The organism is Thioclava sp. PTB-PU3-1 (genome assembly GCF_055666785.1).
In genome coordinates this window covers 271,284-287,941 of the sequence record NZ_JBVNVL010000003.1, presented here as the reverse complement: position 1 = coordinate 287,941, position 16,658 = coordinate 271,284, and the positions used below count along the sequence as shown (strand labels likewise).

General features: G+C 64.5%; 16 protein-coding genes. 11 read left to right on the top strand and 5 right to left on the bottom strand.

Annotated features, from left to right (window positions below; translation table 11 throughout):
* Positions 1–40: 40 nt before the first annotated feature.
* Together ACZ7GB_RS11105 and ACZ7GB_RS11100 are read left to right on the top strand one after the other, a co-directional pair.
* Positions 41–1,312, top strand: a complete 1,272-nt coding sequence (locus ACZ7GB_RS11105) for a bifunctional folylpolyglutamate synthase/dihydrofolate synthase (RefSeq protein WP_472158694.1) — start codon at positions 41–43, stop codon at positions 1,310–1,312.
* Between the two features lie 92 nt (positions 1,313–1,404).
* On the top strand, positions 1,405–2,427 hold the full coding sequence (locus ACZ7GB_RS11100; protein WP_472158692.1) for an LLM class flavin-dependent oxidoreductase: 1,023 nt from the start codon (positions 1,405–1,407) through the stop codon (positions 2,425–2,427).
* Here ACZ7GB_RS11100 and zapE read toward each other — a convergent pair.
* Positions 2,424–3,515: a cell division protein ZapE gene (zapE, locus tag ACZ7GB_RS11095; protein WP_078570839.1), complete on the bottom strand. Its 1,092-nt coding sequence runs from the start codon at positions 3,513–3,515 to the stop codon at positions 2,424–2,426. The genes ACZ7GB_RS11100 and zapE overlap by 4 nt on opposite strands.
* A 77-nt stretch (positions 3,516–3,592) precedes the next feature.
* Here zapE and ACZ7GB_RS11090 point away from each other — a divergent pair, with 77 nt between their 5' ends.
* The 4 genes from ACZ7GB_RS11090 to lpxK all read left to right on the top strand — a co-directional run bounded on the left by ACZ7GB_RS11090 (position 3,593) and on the right by lpxK (position 6,994).
* The gene (locus ACZ7GB_RS11090) at positions 3,593–4,414 is read left to right on the top strand and encodes a sugar phosphate isomerase/epimerase family protein (protein WP_472158691.1); all 822 of its coding nucleotides are present in this window, start codon (positions 3,593–3,595) and stop codon (positions 4,412–4,414) included.
* Positions 4,415–4,501: 87 nt separating this feature from the next.
* Positions 4,502–4,759 (top strand): DUF4170 domain-containing protein, encoded by a 258-nt coding sequence (locus tag ACZ7GB_RS11085; RefSeq protein ID WP_078522252.1) that lies wholly within the window; start codon positions 4,502–4,504, stop codon positions 4,757–4,759.
* Positions 4,760–4,766: 7 nt separating this feature from the next.
* On the top strand, positions 4,767–6,005 hold the full coding sequence (locus ACZ7GB_RS11080; protein WP_078550920.1) for a 3-deoxy-D-manno-octulosonic acid transferase: 1,239 nt from the start codon (positions 4,767–4,769) through the stop codon (positions 6,003–6,005).
* Positions 6,005–6,994, top strand: coding sequence for a tetraacyldisaccharide 4'-kinase (gene lpxK, locus ACZ7GB_RS11075; protein ID WP_472158689.1), 990 nt, complete (start codon positions 6,005–6,007; stop codon positions 6,992–6,994). Before ACZ7GB_RS11080 ends, lpxK begins: the two co-directional genes overlap by 1 nt.
* Positions 6,995–7,042: 48 nt before the next feature.
* On the opposite strand, the gene ACZ7GB_RS11070 is transcribed toward lpxK, so the two are convergent.
* The gene (locus ACZ7GB_RS11070) at positions 7,043–7,720 is read right to left on the bottom strand and encodes a DsbA family protein (RefSeq protein ID WP_274962471.1); all 678 of its coding nucleotides are present in this window, start codon (positions 7,718–7,720) and stop codon (positions 7,043–7,045) included.
* Positions 7,721–8,269 carry a DUF721 domain-containing protein gene (locus ACZ7GB_RS11065; protein WP_143595172.1) on the bottom strand — a complete coding sequence of 183 codons (549 nt, stop codon included), beginning with the start codon at positions 8,267–8,269 and terminating at the stop codon, positions 7,721–7,723.
* Between the two features lie 84 nt (positions 8,270–8,353).
* Here ACZ7GB_RS11065 and mutY point away from each other — a divergent pair, with 84 nt between their 5' ends.
* Complete coding sequence (mutY, locus tag ACZ7GB_RS11060) at positions 8,354–9,406, top strand: A/G-specific adenine glycosylase (protein ID WP_472158687.1); 1,053 nt, start codon at positions 8,354–8,356, stop codon at positions 9,404–9,406.
* A 58-nt stretch (positions 9,407–9,464) separates the two neighbouring features.
* Entirely contained in the window at positions 9,465–10,607 is a 1,143-nt protein-coding gene (locus ACZ7GB_RS11055; protein ID WP_472158686.1) for an alkane 1-monooxygenase, read from the top strand.
* 66 nt (positions 10,608–10,673) lie between these two features.
* On the opposite strand, the gene ACZ7GB_RS11050 is transcribed toward ACZ7GB_RS11055, so the two are convergent.
* A complete protein-coding gene (locus ACZ7GB_RS11050; RefSeq protein ID WP_472158684.1) occupies positions 10,674–11,309 on the bottom strand; it encodes an alpha-ketoglutarate-dependent dioxygenase AlkB family protein in 636 nt (211 codons plus the stop codon).
* A gap of 182 nt (positions 11,310–11,491) precedes the next feature.
* On the opposite strand from ACZ7GB_RS11050, the gene dnaK reads away from it, so the two are divergent.
* The 3 genes from dnaK to radC all read left to right on the top strand — a co-directional run bounded on the left by dnaK (position 11,492) and on the right by radC (position 15,502).
* A complete protein-coding gene (gene dnaK, locus ACZ7GB_RS11045; RefSeq protein ID WP_078550926.1) occupies positions 11,492–13,408 on the top strand; it encodes a molecular chaperone DnaK in 1,917 nt (638 codons plus the stop codon).
* Between the two features lie 74 nt (positions 13,409–13,482).
* On the top strand, positions 13,483–14,646 hold the full coding sequence (gene dnaJ, locus ACZ7GB_RS11040) for a molecular chaperone DnaJ (protein ID WP_078541605.1): 1,164 nt from the start codon (positions 13,483–13,485) through the stop codon (positions 14,644–14,646).
* 94 nt (positions 14,647–14,740) lie between these two features.
* Positions 14,741–15,502: a RadC family protein gene (radC, locus tag ACZ7GB_RS11035; protein ID WP_098412388.1), complete on the top strand. Its 762-nt coding sequence runs from the start codon at positions 14,741–14,743 to the stop codon at positions 15,500–15,502.
* Here radC and ACZ7GB_RS11030 read toward each other — a convergent pair.
* On the bottom strand, positions 15,493–16,455 hold the full coding sequence (locus ACZ7GB_RS11030) for a hypothetical protein (RefSeq protein WP_472158683.1): 963 nt from the start codon (positions 16,453–16,455) through the stop codon (positions 15,493–15,495). The two genes, radC and ACZ7GB_RS11030, sit on opposite strands and share 10 nt — an antisense overlap.
* Positions 16,456–16,658: the final 203 nt, after the last annotated feature.

The window sequence follows — 16,658 nt, the reverse complement described above, 5'->3', positions numbered from 1 at the left end:
CGCCCCCTCCCCGGTCCGCCATCTAAGGCCGGAGGGGCCAATGACGCAAAGCTCCGATGATATTCTCGACCGCCTGATGGCGCTGCATCCCAAGGTCATCGACCTGTCGCTCGACCGGATGGAGCGGTTGCTGGGGGACCTCGACCATCCCGAGCGTGAGCTGCCGCCGGTGATCCATATCGCGGGTACCAATGGCAAGGGCTCGACCCAGGCGATGATCCGCGCGGGGCTGGAGGCTGCGGGCAAGCGCGTCCACGCCTATACCTCGCCGCATCTCGCACGCTTCCACGAGCGCATCCGGATCGCCGGATCGCTCATCTCAGAGGCCGATCTGGCCGCGCTACTCGATGAGGTCGAGGCGGCGAATGGCGGCAAGCCGATCACCTTCTTCGAGGTGACGACGGCGGCGGCGCTTCTGGCCTTCGCGCGGACCCCTGCGGATTACACGCTGCTGGAAGTGGGGCTCGGCGGACGTCTCGACGCGACCAATGTTGTCGACAAACCCGCGCTGAGCATCATCACGCCGGTCTCGATCGACCATCAGCAATTCCTCGGCGAAACGCTGGCCGAGATCGCGGGCGAGAAGGCCGGGATCATCAAGCGCGGCGTGGCCTGCGTGGTCGGCCCCCAACAGGAAGGCGCGCTTGAGGTGATCGAAGCTCGGGCGGAAAAGCTCGGCGCGCCACTTCTCGTGCATGGCCAGCATTGGCAGGTCTGGGAAGAGCGCGACCGGCTGATCTTCCAGGACGAGAACGGGCTTCTCGATCTGCCGCTGCCGAACCTGCCCGGCCCGCATCAGATCGCGAATGCCGGGGCGGCGCTCGCGGCGTTGCGGCATCTGGGCTTTGACGAGGCTGCCTGCGAGGCGGCGGTGACGAAGGCTGAATGGCCCGCCCGGATGCAACGGCTGCGTCACGGACCGCTGGTGGACGGTGCGCCCGAGGCGGAGGTCTGGCTCGATGGCGGGCATAACCCGGCGGCGGGCGACATGATCGCAAAGACGCTCGGCGCGCTTCCGAAACGCCCGACCCATCTGATCTGCGGCATGCTCAACACCAAGGACGTGACCGGCTATCTGCGTCCGCTGGCGGATCACGCGGCGAGCCTGCTCGCGGTGTCGATCCCCGGCGAGGCGAACACGCTGCCCGCCGAAGACACCGCCGCAGCCGCACGCGTGGTCGGCATAGAGGCCCGCCCTGCGGCCTCGGTCGGCTCGGCCATCGCGGGGATCGTCGCGATCCATCCCCATGCCCGCATCCTGATCTGCGGCTCGCTCTACCTCGCGGGCCGGGTGCTGCGCGACAACGGCTGAGGCTGCGGTCTCGCACGGAGTCTGTGCGAGGATACCGGTGGCTGACCTGCGCCCGCGCCCCTATCTTCGCGTGAACAGGAAAGGAGACCACCATGCAGCTTGAGCTTGGGATCGACACGTTCGGCGATGTGACGCGCGGGGAGGATGGCCTGCTGCGCAGCCATGCCGAAGTGATCCGCGACACGTTGGCCGAAGGCGAACTCGCCGATCAGGTCGGGCTCGACTATATCGGTCTGGGCGAACATCACCGCCCGGATTTCGCGATCTCCTCGACCGAGCCGATCCTCTCGGCGATCCTTGCCCGCACCGAGAAGATCAAGGCGGGCACCTCCGTGACGGTGCTGTCCTCGGACGATCCGATCCGCGTTTTCCAGCGTTTCGCGACGCTGAACGCTCTGGCGCCGGGACGGGCCGAGATCACCATCGGGCGCGGCTCCTTTACCGAGAGCTTCCCGCTCTTCGGGCTCGACCTGAACGATTACGAGGCGCTGTTCACCGAGAAGTCCCAGATTCTGCACCTGCTCGCGACGCAGGAGAAGGTCAGCTTCGACGCCCAGATGCGCCCGCCACTGAAGAACGTCACCGTCTATCCGCGCCCCGAGGCGCCGCTGCAGATCTGGCGCGGGGTCGGCGGGTCGCCGCAATCGGTGGTCGAGACCGCCGCGATGCAGATGGATCTGATGCTGGCGATCATCGGCGGGGATTCGACCCGGTTCAAACCGCATGTCGATCTCTATCACCGCGCGCATGACCAGATGGGCACCAAGCCGGGCAAGATCGGCGTCCACTCGCCCGGCCATATCGCCGAGACCGACGAGATCGCGCAGGAAGAGTTCTACGAAGGCTATGCGCGGATGCATGACATGATCGGGCGCTCGCGCGGTTGGCCGCCCTTCCGGCGCGAGGCCTACCTGTCGGAGATCGAGCATGGCTCGCTCTATGTCGGTAGCCCGGAAACCGTGGCGCGCAAGATCGCGCGGACGGTGAAAGCCTTGGGCCTGTCACGGTTCACGCTGAAATATAGCGGCGGGCCGCAGAACCCCGCGCATCTGCGCAAGACGATCGAGCTTTACGGCACCAAGGTCCGCCCGCTTCTGAACGAAATGCTGGCTTAAGCCTCAGCCGCCCAGCCGTCTGCCTGCATCTCGCGCAGGCGGCTGGCGGTGCGCTCGAATTCGAACGTGCCCTCGCCTTCGACGTAAAGCCGCTCGGGCTCGTCCGCGGCCGAACAGATCAGCCGGACCTTGCCCTCGTAAAGCGAGTCGATGAGCGTGACGAAGCGCTTCGCTTCGTTGAAGTTCGAGGCCGAGAGCAGCGGAATATCGTCAAGCAGCAGCACCTTCACCGCATCCGCGATGGCGAGATAATCCGCCGGACCCAGCGGCTGCGCGCAGAGATCCCAGAAGCTCGCGCGGCCGACCCCATTGTGGAAATGCGGGATTTCGACCGTGCGGCCTTTCACCGGAATGTCGAGCTTGCCGTGATGATCGCCCCCGGTCAGCTCATCCCAAAGCGCATCCATCTTCGCGCGCGCCTCGCGACCCGCAGGCGTGAAATAGACCTGTTGGCCTGCGAGACGGTTCTGCCGGTAATCGTTTTCGGAGGCCAGTTCGTAGATGTCGAGCTTCTCGCGGATCAGCCCGATGAAGGGCAGGAAAAGCTGGCGGTTGAGCCCGTTCTTGTAGAGGTCTTCGGGCACCCGGTTCGAGGTAGTGACGATGGTCACGCCACGCTCGAACAGGGCCTCGAACAGGCGGCCCACGATCATCGCGTCGGCAATATCCGTGATCTGCATCTCGTCGAAGCACAGCAGCCGCAGCGAGCCCGCCACCTCTTCGGCCACGGGGCGCATCGCATCCACCGTATTGGCGCGGCGCGCATCGTCGAGCTTGCCTTGGACTTCCTGCATGAAAGCGTGGAAATGCACCCGGCGTTTCGGCACGTCGGTCTGGCCGAAGAACAGGTCCATCAGCATGGATTTCCCGCGCCCGACACCGCCCCAGATATAGAGGCCGCGCACGCCTTCGACCGGCTTGATCTTGCGCTTGAAGAGCCCGCGTTTCACCGGCTCGGGCGCAGGCGCCTCTTCCAGCGCGCGGCGCACACGCTCCAGTTCGGGCAGAATGGCGCGTTGGGCGGGATCGGGGTTGAGGTCCCCGTTCTCCACCATGGACTCGTAAAACTCGGGCAGACTGCGTTTCATGACGTTCCGATATAGCGCGCTCACGGGATTGAAAAGCCCCGCGGCTTGCGCGAGCATTCGATCCGGAGGAGGACCCCATGGCCAAGGAATTACCGCTGCTCGGTGCTGCGCTGAGCCTCGATATGCTCGCGCATCATCGCGACTGGATTCTGAACAACCAGCGCGATCTGGAATTGCAGAGCTTCTGTTGGCCGAACGCCACGGATGCGGATCTGCGCAAGATGGTCGCGCGGACGAAGGAATTGCTCGACGGCTATACCGGGCGGCTGGGGCTGCACGGGCCCTTCACCTCGTTCAGTATCGACTGCGCCGATTCCGAGATCATCGAGGTCATCCGCGCCCGGATGCTGCGGGTGCTGGAAATCACGGCGGAGCTGGGCGGAGATCAGATGGTGATCCACTCGCCCTATACGCTGTGGAAGGAAGCCGATCTGGAGCAGAACCCCGCGAACGCGTTCATTCAGGTCGAACGCGTGCGCTATGTCCTGACCCCGGTGATCGAACGCGCCGAGGAGCTGGGCGTGACGCTGGTCATCGAGAATTGCGAGGACATCACGCCGAACCTGCGTGTCGAACTGGCCGCGAAGATGAAGAGCAAAGCGGTGAAGGTCTCGCTCGATACGGGCCATGCACAGTTCATGCATCGCCGCTGCGGCGCGCCGCCGGTCGATGTGTTCGTCCATGCGGCAGGCGCGGCGCTGGAGCATGTCCACCTGCAGGATATCGACGGCTATGGCGACCGGCACTGGCATCCGGGCGAGGGCACGATCGCGTGGCACTCGGTCTTCAAGGCGCTTGGCAAGCTACCCAAGATGCCGCGCCTTATTTTGGAAGTGAACGACGAGATTGGCGTGCGAAAAGGCGCGGAATATCTGGAGTCTCTGGGACTGGCGCGGTAACGGCTACGTGCGGCCCCGGCCCTCTCCTTGTGAAGCGTGGGGGCAAAGCGTAATCTCTGCGCCGCAGAAAAGCCGACAGGAGTTCTTATGGCCAAACCGACCCCGCAACGTCTTCACCTCGTCTTCGGCGGCGAGCTGGTGACCCCGAGCCGCACCGAATTCAAGAATGTCGACGATATCCATATCGTCGGGATGTACCCGAACTACGCCTCCGCCTATGCCGCGTGGAAGGCCGAGGCGCAGCGCACCGTCGACGACGCCCATACCCGTTACTTCATCGCGCACCTGCATCGCCTGCGCGACGAAGAGCTCGAAGTGTCGACCACCGAAGAGCTCGGCAACTAAGGCTGGCATGGCGCGCTCTCTTCCTCTCTGGCTCAGGCTGCAACTCTCTGCCTTGCGTCCTGCGGGACCCAAGGCGAAAGCCGCGGTCGAGGCCGGTCAGGGGGAGGAGCGCGCCGACGCCCCGCTGCTGTGGATCTGGGCTGCGGGGAAATGCGCGGAAGCCGCCGGGCTGGTCGCGCGCAGGGTGGCCGCGCGGATGCCCGATATCCGCATTGCGATGACGGTGCGCGACGCGGAAGATCCGCCGGACGGTCTGCCCGAAGAGGTCTATTTCCGGCCCACCCCCGAGGATCGTCCGGCATCAGTCCGTCTGGTCTTGGATGCATGGCGCCCCGATCTCGTGCTCATCATGGACGACACGCTGCCCGCCGCCCTGATCGCGGAGACGCAGAAACGCGGCATTGCCAGCGTTCTGGCCGATGCGAAACTCGGCGGTCAGGATGGGCTGCGACTCGATGACGTCTCGCTGACGCTGCTGGGCCGGATCGACCGCATCTACCTGCGCGACGAGGCGAGCCTCGAACGGGTGGGCGACAAACTGAATGGGCCGGTCATCGTGGTCAATGACGGTGCGCTCGGCGAGCCGCCGCAGCCGCTTTACGGCTCCGAGGCAGAGCGCGCCTCGATGGCCGAGTCGATGGGCGCGCGCCCGGTCTGGCTCGCCGCCGCCGTGCCCGAGGCCGAAATCGGCCCGGTGACGGCGGCGCATCGCTACGCCCAGCGCCATGCGCATCGGCTGCTGCTTCTGCTTGCGCCGGATGACGAATCCCAAGGCGAGGCCCTTGCCGCGCAGCTGACCGCCGAGGGCTGGTCGGTCGCGCGCCGGTCGCTCGAGGGCGAACCGGAACTGACGACCGAGATTTTCATCGCCGACGACGCGATGGAATACGGGCTTTGGTACCGGCTGGCCGCGCTGAGCTATATGGGCGGCACCTTGTCAGGGACGGCGCAGGCGCCGCGCTCCCCGGTCGAGGCGGCGGCGCTTGGCTCGGCGATCCTCCATGGTCCCAAGCTCGTCCCGTTCCGCGAAGATTACCTGCGGCTCGAGGCGGCGAAAGCCTGTCGCGGCGTCGTGGTGCCCGAGGATCTGCCCGAAGTGGTCGCGGACCTGATCGCGCCGGAACGCTCTGCGCAGCTGGCCCATAACGCCTGGGCGGTGACCTCGGGCGGCGCCGGCGCGGTGGAGACCATCGCCCGCGACCTGGCCGAGATTCTCTCGGGCACCCAGCCCGCACGGGTGGCGTGATGGGCGCGCCCGGCTTCTGGTTCAACGCCCCCGATGCGCCGGGACTGCGTGCGCGGCTTCTGTCGCCGCTTGGCGCGCTCTACGCGGCGATGACGAAGCGGCGCGTGGCGCAGCCGGGGCTTCGGCTGGGCGTGCCGGTGATCTCGGTCGGCAATATCAATGCGGGCGGGACCGGCAAGACACCGACGGTGATCTGGCTGGTGCAGCGGTTGGCCGCACGCGGCGTGACGGCTCATGTCGTCACGCGCGGCTATGGCGGATCGCTCGAAGGGCCGGTGCAGGTCGATGAGCGCAGCCACCGCGCCGAAGAGACCGGAGACGAGCCGCTGCTGCTGTCCGCCTTCGCGCCGGTCTGGGTTGCGCGAGATCGCGCGGCGGGGGCGAGCGCCGCAGTCGCGGCCGGAGCGCAAGTGATCGTGCTCGACGACGCCCATCAGAACCCCGCATTGCAGAAAGACCTCTCGATCGTAGTGGTCGACGCGCATAAGGGCTTCGGCAACGGGCGCTGCCTGCCTGCCGGGCCGCTGCGCGAACCGATCGAGGCCGGAATGGCCCGTGCCGACTTTCTGCTGTCGATCGGGCCGGAAGCTGCACAGGTTGAATTCGCCAATTTCTGGAGTTCCAGAATTTCGAAACCACGCCTGACGGGACAGCTCGCCCCGCTGCAGACGGGCATGGATTGGGAGGGCCTTCCCGTCCTCGCTTTCGCAGGCATCGGCCATCCCGAGAAATTCTTCGCCACCTTGCGTAGCCTCGGGGCAAACCTACTGCGCGGCGAGGCGCTAGAAGACCACCAGCCTTTCACGACGCGCCTGTTGCAGCGGATCGAGGCGGAGGCCGACACGCTTGGTGCGCAGATGGTGACGACCGAGAAAGACGCGGTGCGCCTGCCGGAAAGCTTCCGCCCGAAGGTACTCGCCCTGCCGGTGCGGCTCGAGATAGACGACCCTACAGCGCTCGACGCAGCGCTCGACCGGCTCGGGATATGAAAAAGGCCGGCCCCACGGGACCGGCCTTCTCAACATCTGTCGCCGGGATCAGTTGGCTTGCTTCGCCAGCTCGTCGTCGAGGATTTTCTTGAAGTCGTCCCAAGCCATGTTGGAATGCTTCTCGCCGTCGATGATGAAGGTCGGCGTTGCGTCGATTTTGTCGTCGCCCGCGTTCTTCTGGAAGGTCGCGACCATCCGCTCGGCGCGCTTCTCGTCGTTCATGCAGGCGGTGACCTGATCATTGCTCAGCCCGGCCTGCAGGCCGATCTTGCGCAGGTTGTCCGCGATGGTCTGCGGCTTGCCGTCGCCGATCCAGTCCTTCTGCTTGTTATAGATCATGTCCGAGATCGCGTAATATTTCGGATCGCCACCGCATTGCGCGATCAGACCGGCCCAGACACCGAACTTGTCGAAATAGACCTCGCGCTGGATGAACTTCACCTTGCCGGTGTCGATGTAGTTCTTCTTCAGCTGCGGATACTCGACCTTGTGCCACTCGGCACAGTGCGGGCAGGTATAGGAGGCGTACTCGATCACGGTGACCGGCGCGTCTTCCTGACCCAGAACCACGTCGGGCAGAGTCTCGACATCTTTGTTCGCCGTGGCTTCCTGCGCTTGGGCCGCAGTGATCAGGCTCGCCTCGCTGTGTTGGCTGGCATACCAGCCGCCCGTCGCGAGAAGCCCCATGACAGCCACGCCGCCGAGGATCGAAAGAGTTTTGCTCATCTATCTGCCTTTCTTGTGTGCAGCCCGCTCTGCGGACTTCGATAGAACGTTTCTTGCCAGTTCTTCCAGCGCCGATTTGAGATCGGCATCGCCACAATCGGCCACCTGCGCCTTCGCCGCTTCGGCGACGCGGGGGTCCGGCTTGCGGGGTTCGGGTTTGGGTTTCGGTGCGAATTGCGCCTGACCTTCGGCAAAGCCGGTCGGCGCGGTCTGCGTCAAAGAGATGCGCGAGATCGCGTTATAGCCGTAGCAGGCATTCACCTTGTCGCGGATTTGCGGCAACTGCATCTGCAGCATCGGCGCCGCCGCTCCGGTCGTCAAAAGAGTAAGGGTCGCGCCGAAGCCGCCTTTGGTGTAGCCGATCTTCACCGGGCGGCATTGCGCGGCCGTCTCAGGCCCCACCACTTCCGCCCAATGGGTCAGCAGGCGCGAGACCGCAAAACCGCGCGCTTCACCCGCGGCGCGGATACGGTTACGCAGCAGCCCGCCCGCGGCTTCAAAGCCACGCATCCGCCGCGAAGGCGTCTTTTGCGGGTCGCTTTTTTTCATTCGTGGGCGGTTCCTCTTGATCCATCCCATTCTAGGAAGCACATCGGGCCGGGCCAACCGGTCGGCAAGAGGGGAGCATAAACATTGCGTGACGGTAAAGGGGCAATCGGCGAAACCCTGCTCACCTGGTACGATACACATGCCCGCGTCATGCCGTGGCGCGTGTCGCCTGCGGATCGTGCAGAGGGCGAACGGCCCGATCCCTATCGCGTCTGGCTGTCCGAGGTGATGCTGCAGCAGACCACGGTCGCCGCCGTGCGCGATTATTTCCGCCGCTTCACCGAGCGCTGGCCCGATGTGGGTGCACTCGCGGCAGCCGAGGATGGCGACGTGATGGCCGAATGGGCCGGGCTTGGCTACTACGCCCGCGCCCGCAACCTTCTGAAATGCGCGCGTGTCGTCGCGGGAGAATTGGACGGGCGCTTCCCCGAGACGGCGGCAGAGCTGCAAAAGCTGCCCGGCATCGGCCCCTACACCTCCGCCGCGATCGCCGCCATCGCCTATGACGAGCCGGTCGCCGTGGTCGACGGCAATGTGGAGCGCGTCGTCTCGCGGCTTTTCTCGGTCGAGACGCCGCTGCCCGGTGCGAAGGCGGAGCTGACCGAATTGACGGCACAGATCACGCCCGAGGACCGACCCGGAGATTTCGCGCAGGCGATGATGGATCTGGGCGCGACGATCTGCACGCCGCGCAATCCGGCGTGTGGCATCTGCCCGCTCATTGATTCCTGCACCGCCCGCGCTGCAGGGATCGCCGAGACGCTCCCACGCAAGGCTCCGAAAAAAGAAAAGCCCACCCGCCGTGGCTTCGCCTATGTCGCGATGAACGGTCAGGGCGACGTGCTGCTGGAACGCCGCCCCGACAAGGGGCTTCTGGGCGGCACGCTGGGCTTTCCCGGCTCGGATTGGTCCGAGGCGCCGACACCCGCTCCGCCGATGCAGGCCGACTGGACGCTCTCTCCGGTCGAGGTGCGCCACACCTTCACCCATTTCCACCTGATCCTGCAGGTCCACGTCACCCGCACGGAGGCCCATGCCATGACCCCGCGTGCCGATTTCCGGCCCGGCGATCTGCCCACGCTGATGCGCAAGGTCTGGGATGCCGCCCAAAGCGCCGAATGGCCGCAAGCTGAATGATTGTATCGGGTTAGCGTTCGGCTAGTATGACCGCGCCCGCATCGCTCACGAGGCTCCGATGTCCAGCCGCGACGAAATCCGCCGCCCCTCTCACGCCCTGCCCTTCTGGCTGTCGCTCGGCACCGTGCCGCTGGCGGGGATCGAGGCGTGGTTCGGCGGTTGGACACTGATCCTGCTGCCCGCCTATGCGTGGTGGCTGACGACGGTGCTCGACCAGTTGCTGGGGCGCAACGAGGATCAGCCCGACACCGAGACGCCCGAAGCCGACCTGTTCTGGTATCGCGCGATCACGCTGGTCTGGTTCCCGATTCAGGCGGCCGTGATCTTCGGCACGATCTGGTGGGTGACCCATACGACCCATCTGAACGGCTTCGAGATCGTCGCCCTGATGTTCGGCGTGGGCGTGATCTCGGGCACGATCGGAATCGTCTACGCCCACGAGCTGCTGCATCAGAAAAGCCAGCTGGAGCGCTGGCTGGGCGATCTACTGTTGGCGAGCGTCCTTTACTCCCATTTCCGGACCGAGCATCTCCTGGTCCATCACCTCTGGGTCGGCACGCCCCGCGATGCGGTCTCGGCGCGCTATAACGAGGGGTTTCACCGCTTCTTCTGGCGGGTGATTTTTGAGTGCCCCCGCTCCGCATGGAAGGCGGAGAAACTGAAACTCAGCCGCGCGGACCGTCCGGTCTGGCACCGCTCCAACCCGTTCTGGCGCTACGCCGCATTGCAGGCGCTGGCGCTGATCGTGGCGGCGCTACTGGGTGGCTGGATGGGGCTCGGCCTGTTTCTGCTGCAGGCGCTCTTCGCGGTCTGGCAGCTGGAGCTGACCAACTATGTCGAGCATTACGGCCTGACGCGGCGCTACAAGGGCGAGGGGCGTTACGAACATGTCCTGCCCCGCCATAGCTGGAACGCCGATCACACCGCCTCGAACTGGCTGCTGATCAACCTGCAGCGCCATTCGGATCACCACTACAAACCCGACCGCCGCTTCCCGCTTCTGCAGACCTACGATGCCGCGGAAGCCCCGCAGCTGCCCTTCGGCTATCCCGGCATGACGGCGCTGGCGATGATCCCGCCGCTCTGGCGGCGTCGGATGAACCCGCGCGTGCGGGCGTGGCGGCGGAAATACTACCCGGATGTCGAGGACTGGACGCCCTATAACAAGGGCACGACGCCGCTGCCGCGCGGCTCATTCTGACTAGCCTCTTCCTCTTGGCAAAAATATCCCCGCCGGAGGCTCCCGCAGATGCCGCCAGCACAGGCGTCAGGTCACGACGCGCATCGTCAGGTTGATCCGCCCGCCCTTCGGCATCAGCGGCGAGGTGCCGGGCTTCACGCGGTCGATGCCATGATAAAGCAGCCGCGCCTCGCCCCCCATCACCATCACATCGCCCGAGTGCAGCCAGATGCTTTCGGTCTTGCCCCCACGGGTGCGGTTGCCGATGCGGAACAGCCCGTCATCGCCCAGCGAGACCGAGACCACCGGCTGATCGAAATCCTGCTCGTCGCGGTCCTGATGCATCCCCATCTTCGCGCCTTCGCCGTAGAAGTTGATGAGACAGCATTCCGGGGCGCGGCTCGTCCCCGCGACCGCCTTCCAGATATCGAGGATCGGCTGCGGAATTGCGGGCCAGGGCTGGCCGTCGGGATGGGTCTCCGAATAGCGGTAGCCGCGCCGGTCGGAGATCCAGCCGAACCGCCCGGCGGAGGTCATGCGCACCGACATCGGCTTGCCGTAGGGTGTCATCGGCGAGAACAGCGGCGCCTGCGCCACGACGCCGCGCAGCGTCTCGATCAGCGCCTTTTGCTCGTCGAGGTCCAGCCAGCCGGGATAATGCCGGAAGCCGCGAATCTCCTGCGGATCGGGCCGAGATGTTGCGTGTTTCGGATTTTCTGTCATTTTCTCACCCTCTTCCTCGGGGGAGCCTTCTTGCAGCCCGATTTTCCCCTCCTTATATACGCTTCGAAGCCGAAGGCGGCTCACACCGCCAGATAGCAGAACATGAAACCGAAACCCAAGGGATAGGGGCCGGGGGCCTGAATGGACCCGTTCCCCGTCATATCGCCAAGAGAGGTAACATCATGGGTAAAGTCATTGGTATCGACCTCGGGACTACGAACTCCTGCGTCGCCATCATGGATGGCGCACAGCCCCGAGTGATTGAAAACTCCGAAGGGGCGCGCACCACCCCCTCGATCGTCGCCTATACGGACGACGAACGTCTGGTCGGCCAGCCGGCGAAACGTCAGGCGGTCACCAACCCCTCGAACACCGTTTTCGCTGTTAAGCGTCTGATCGGTCGCCGCACCACCGATGCGGAAGTCGAGAAGGACAAGAAACTCGTCCCCTACAACATTGTCGATGGCGGCAATGGCGACGCATGGGTCGAAGTGAAGGGCGACAAGTACTCCCCCGCACAGGTTTCGGCCGTGATTCTTCAGAAGATGAAGGAAACCGCCGAGAGCTATCTGGGCGAAGAAGTCACGCAGGCCGTCATTACCGTGCCCGCCTACTTCAACGACGCGCAGCGTCAGGCCACCAAAGACGCCGGCAAGATCGCTGGCCTCGAAGTGCTGCGCATCATCAACGAGCCGACCGCGGCTGCGCTGGCCTATGGCCTCGACAAGAAAGAATCGAAAACCATCGCGGTCTATGACCTTGGCGGCGGTACCTTCGACATCACCATCCTCGAGATCGACGACGGTCTCTTCGAAGTGAAATCGACCAACGGCGACACGTTCCTCGGCGGCGAAGACTTCGACATGCGCATCGTCAACTACCTCGCTGACGAGTTCAAAAAAGAGCATGGCGTCGACCTGACCAAGGACAAGATGGCGCTGCAGCGTCTGAAGGAAGCGGCCGAGAAGGCGAAGATCGAGCTGTCGAGCTCGAGCCAGACCGAGATCAACCAGCCCTTCATCTCGATGGGCAAGGACGGCACCCCGCTGCACATGGTCATGAAACTGACCCGTGCGAAGCTGGAAAGCCTCGTGGGCGACCTGATCAAGGCTTCGCTGAAGCCCTGCGCCGCCGCGCTCAAGGATGCGGGCGTCTCCAAGGACGAGATCGACGAAGTCGTGCTCGTCGGCGGTATGACCCGTATGCCGAAAGTCGTGGAAGAAGTGACCGGCTTCTTCGGCAAAGAGCCGCATAAGGGTGTGAACCCGGATGAGGTCGTGGCGCTTGGTGCAGCCATTCAGGCCGGCGTTCTGCAAGGTGACGTGAAAGACGTCGTCCTGCTCGACGTGACCCCGCTGTCGCTCGGCATCGAGACGCTGGGTGGCGTGTTCACCCGCCTGATCGATCGCAACACGACGATCCCGACGAAGAAGAGCCAGGTGTTCTCCACCGCGGAAGACAACCAGAACGCAGTGACGATCCGGGTCTTCCAGGGTGAGCGCGAGATGGCTGCCGACAACAAGATGCTCGGCATGTTCAACCTCGAGGACATCCCGCCGGCCCCGCGCGGCATGCCGCAGATCGAAGTGACCTTCGACATCGACGCCAACGGCATCGTGTCCGTTTCGGCGAAGGACAAGGGCACCGGCAAGGAGCAGAAGATCACGATCCAGGCGTCCGGCGGTCTGACCGACGACGAGATCGAGAAAATGGTTCAGGACGCCGAGGCGAATGCCGACGCGGACAAGTCCCGCAAGGAACTGGTCGAAACCAAGAACCAGGGCGAATCGCTCCTGCACTCGACCCGCAAGTCGCTTGAAGACCACGGCGACAAGGTCGATGCCTCGACCGTCGAAGCGATCGAACTGGCGGCCAACGCGCTTGAGGAAGCCCTCAAGACCGAGGAAGCCGGCAAGATCAAAGGCGCGATCCAGAACCTGACGGATGCGGCGATGAAACTCGGCGAGGCCATCTACAAGGCCGAGCAGGAGAAAGCTGGTCAGGGCGAGAGCTCCAACGACGAAGACAGCCCGCGCGATGTCGATGAAGATATCGTCGACGCTGACTTCGAAGATCTGGGCGAGGACGAGCGCAAGTAATTGCGCATGGAATGTCGGGCGGGCCTGCCTTTTCTAAGGGCGGGTCCGTCTGCGTTCCGCCAAGGGGGTAACCAATGGCAAAACGCGACTATTACGACGTTCTGGGAACTGCCAAAGGCGCCTCGGCCGAAGAGATCAAGAAAGCCTATCGCAAGAAGGCGAAAGAGCTTCATCCCGATCGCAATTCCGACAATCCCGATGCCGAGGCCCAGTTCAAGGAAGTGAACGAGGCTTACGACGTCCTCAAGGACGCCGAGAAGAAGGCCGCTTACGACCGGTTCGGTCACGCGGCGTTCGAAGGCGGCATGGGCGGCGGGCGTCCGGGCGGCGGCTACGGCGGCGCGGGCGGTCAGGGCGACTTCGCCTCGGCCTTCTCCGACGTCTTCGAAGACCTGTTCGGTGATTTCATGGGCGGCGGCAGAGCCGGTCCCGGCGGTGGGCGTTCGCGCGCACAGCGGGGCTCCGATCTGCGCTACAACATGCGCGTCACGCTCGAAGAGGCGTATCGCGGCACCCACAAGACGATCAACGTGCCGAGCTCGGCCGCCTGTACCGAGTGTAACGGCTCCGGTGCGGAAGGCGGCTCCGAGCCGCAGACCTGTCCGACCTGTTCGGGTCTGGGCAAGGTGCGCGCGCAGAACGGCTTCTTCACGGTCGAGCGGACCTGCCCGACCTGTGGTGGCCAGGGTCAGGTGGTGAAGAACCCCTGCAAGGTCTGCCATGGTGCAGGCCGCGTGGAGGTCGATCGCCAGCTTCAGGTCAACATCCCTCCGGGGGTCGAGACCGGCACCCGCATCCGTCACGCCGGCGAAGGCGAGGCGGGGCTGCGCGGTGGTCCGTCGGGCGATCTCTACATCTTCATCGAGGTCCAGCCGCACGCGATCTTCGAACGCGAAGGCACCGATCTGCATTGCCGCGTGCCGGTGAGCATGGCGACCGCAGCCCTTGGCGGCGAGGTCGAAGTGCCGACGATAGATGGCGGCCGAAGCCGTGTGAAGATCCCGGCCGGCAGCCAATCGGGGCGGCAGATGCGCCTGCGTGGCAAGGGTATGCCCGCGCTGCGCGGCGGCGGGTCTGGCGACATGTTCATCGAACTGGCCGTCGAAACCCCGGTGAACCTGACCGCACGGCAGAAGGAAATCCTCAAGGAGTTCCAGGGGATCGAGGCCGAGAACAACCCGGAAGGTGCGAGTTTCTTCAAGAAAGTCAAAAGCTTCTGGGATGGCATGACCCAGTGATCATTTCGAAAAGGCGCCTTCGGGCGCCTTTTTTCTTGTCCGGCTCGCAACCGATTAAGGCTTTCTTCAATCCGAATCGTTCATGGTCTGTTTCATGGACCAGATGCCCCGTCATATGCAGGAGCCTCCGCTGCCGTTGTTCAACGGCGGCACCGCGATCCGTCCGCCGCCGGGCGCGTCCAAACCGTCCTATCTGTTCGATCATCGGCAACGGCTGCGCACGCGGTTCATGGAAGGCGGCGCGCAGGCCCTGCCCGATTACGAACTGCTCGAACTGGTGCTGTTTCGCGCGATCCCCCGGCAGGACGTCAAACCCCTCGCCCGTCGCCTGATCGAAACCTTCGGCGATTTCGGGCGGGTGGTCTCTGCCCCGCCTCACCGCCTGCGCCAAGTGACCGGCGTGGGCGAGGCCGTGGTGATCGAGTTGAAGCTGGTGGAGGCCTCGGCGCAAAGGCTCGCACGCTCGAAGGTAATGCATCGCCCGGTGCTCAGCTCGTGGCAGGCGCTCGTCGATTACTGTCACATGGCGATGTCCCATGCCGAGACGGAGCAGTTTCGTCTGCTGCTGCTGGACCGGAAGAACGCGCTGATTGCGGATGAGGAACAGGGCCGCGGCACGGTGGATCATGTACCCGTCTATCCGCGCGAGGTGATGAAGCGCGCGCTGGAGGCCAATGCCTCGGCGCTGATTCTGGTGCATAACCACCCCTCGGGCGACCCGACCCCGTCGGAGGCGGATATCGCCCTCACACGGCAGATCGACGAGGCGTCGAAGCTCTTCGGCATCGTGCTGCACGATCACCTGATCCTCGGTAAGGACTGCGAGATCAGCCTGCGGTCGGAGGGTTACTTCTGAGCGGTCAAGCCCTGGGACTCGAACCCATCAAGCGGCAAAACCACCGCGCCGCCATCGGACGGACAGGCGGGCAGATCGAGGGTGATCGGCATCGCTGCGGTCCCAGTGCCATGCATCCGCATCAGCCGCCCGCCGACCGGTTTGCCGCAATCGTTGGAGGACAGCGTCGCTTCGAGTTGCAGCTTGAGCGCGGTGAGCGTCTTGGGTGCGGTATAGATTTCGATGCGCTTGCCATCTGCGGAGGTAAAGCTTTGCATATAGCCGCCCAGCGAGGTGTCCGGCGTGCGCGGCTTGGTCACGTCGAGATGGCCTGCATCGTCGAACTGCGCGCCGTTCTCATAGGCGTTCAGATGCAACGGGCTTAGTCCATCGGTCACCCAGATCGCGCGGTTGATCTTATCGAGCCCCGACGCCGCGGCCTCGACCTGTGCGATCGTCGAGCCACCGGTGGTGACTTCCAGCGACGTCGTCGGCGCAAGCAACGGCAGAATAGCCGAGAAAGCCCCCGACTTATCGGTCTGCCCGGCGATCGAGAGCGACGCATCGCGGATCGTCAGTTTCGTATCGGGGTGGCACGGCGCATTCAGCTCCAGCTTGGTAAGCCCATCGCCTGCGGGGGTGACCGACAGGACGGCGTGCCCGCAATCGGCAGCGCCGGTTTTCAACGGCATCGGTTGCGGAAGCGAAGAGGTGAACTGGTCGCCGGATGTGCGCACCGTCGCAGGCACGATGCCGACGCCGGAATCCGTCGCGAAATGATAGACGGGAGGATTGCGAAGAACGGTTTTCGAAATGAGCTGAACCCGCGGTTCCTCGCGCGGCTCGACCCGATTTCTCCAAGTCTCGCGACTGACCGAGCTTGCCACCAAAGACGCACCGAGTTGCGGGCGCGGACCCACGCTTTGCATCACATGACCGGTCGCGGCGGCGAGCAGGAACGTCGCTCCGATCATGGATATCTTGCGAATGGTGCGCATCGCCGCCTCGAACTGGGGTCTGTCTTAGAAAACTGCTTAATAATTTTCTAATGACCGAAAGCGGCGAAGCTGCGGCGCGAATTGGGAAATCGCGCCCTTCACGCGGCTGGCGTGGGGGGTGGAGCTGCCAAGAGAGTCAATGACTCCAACAAGATATGGAAAAGGCGGCCGAAGCCGCC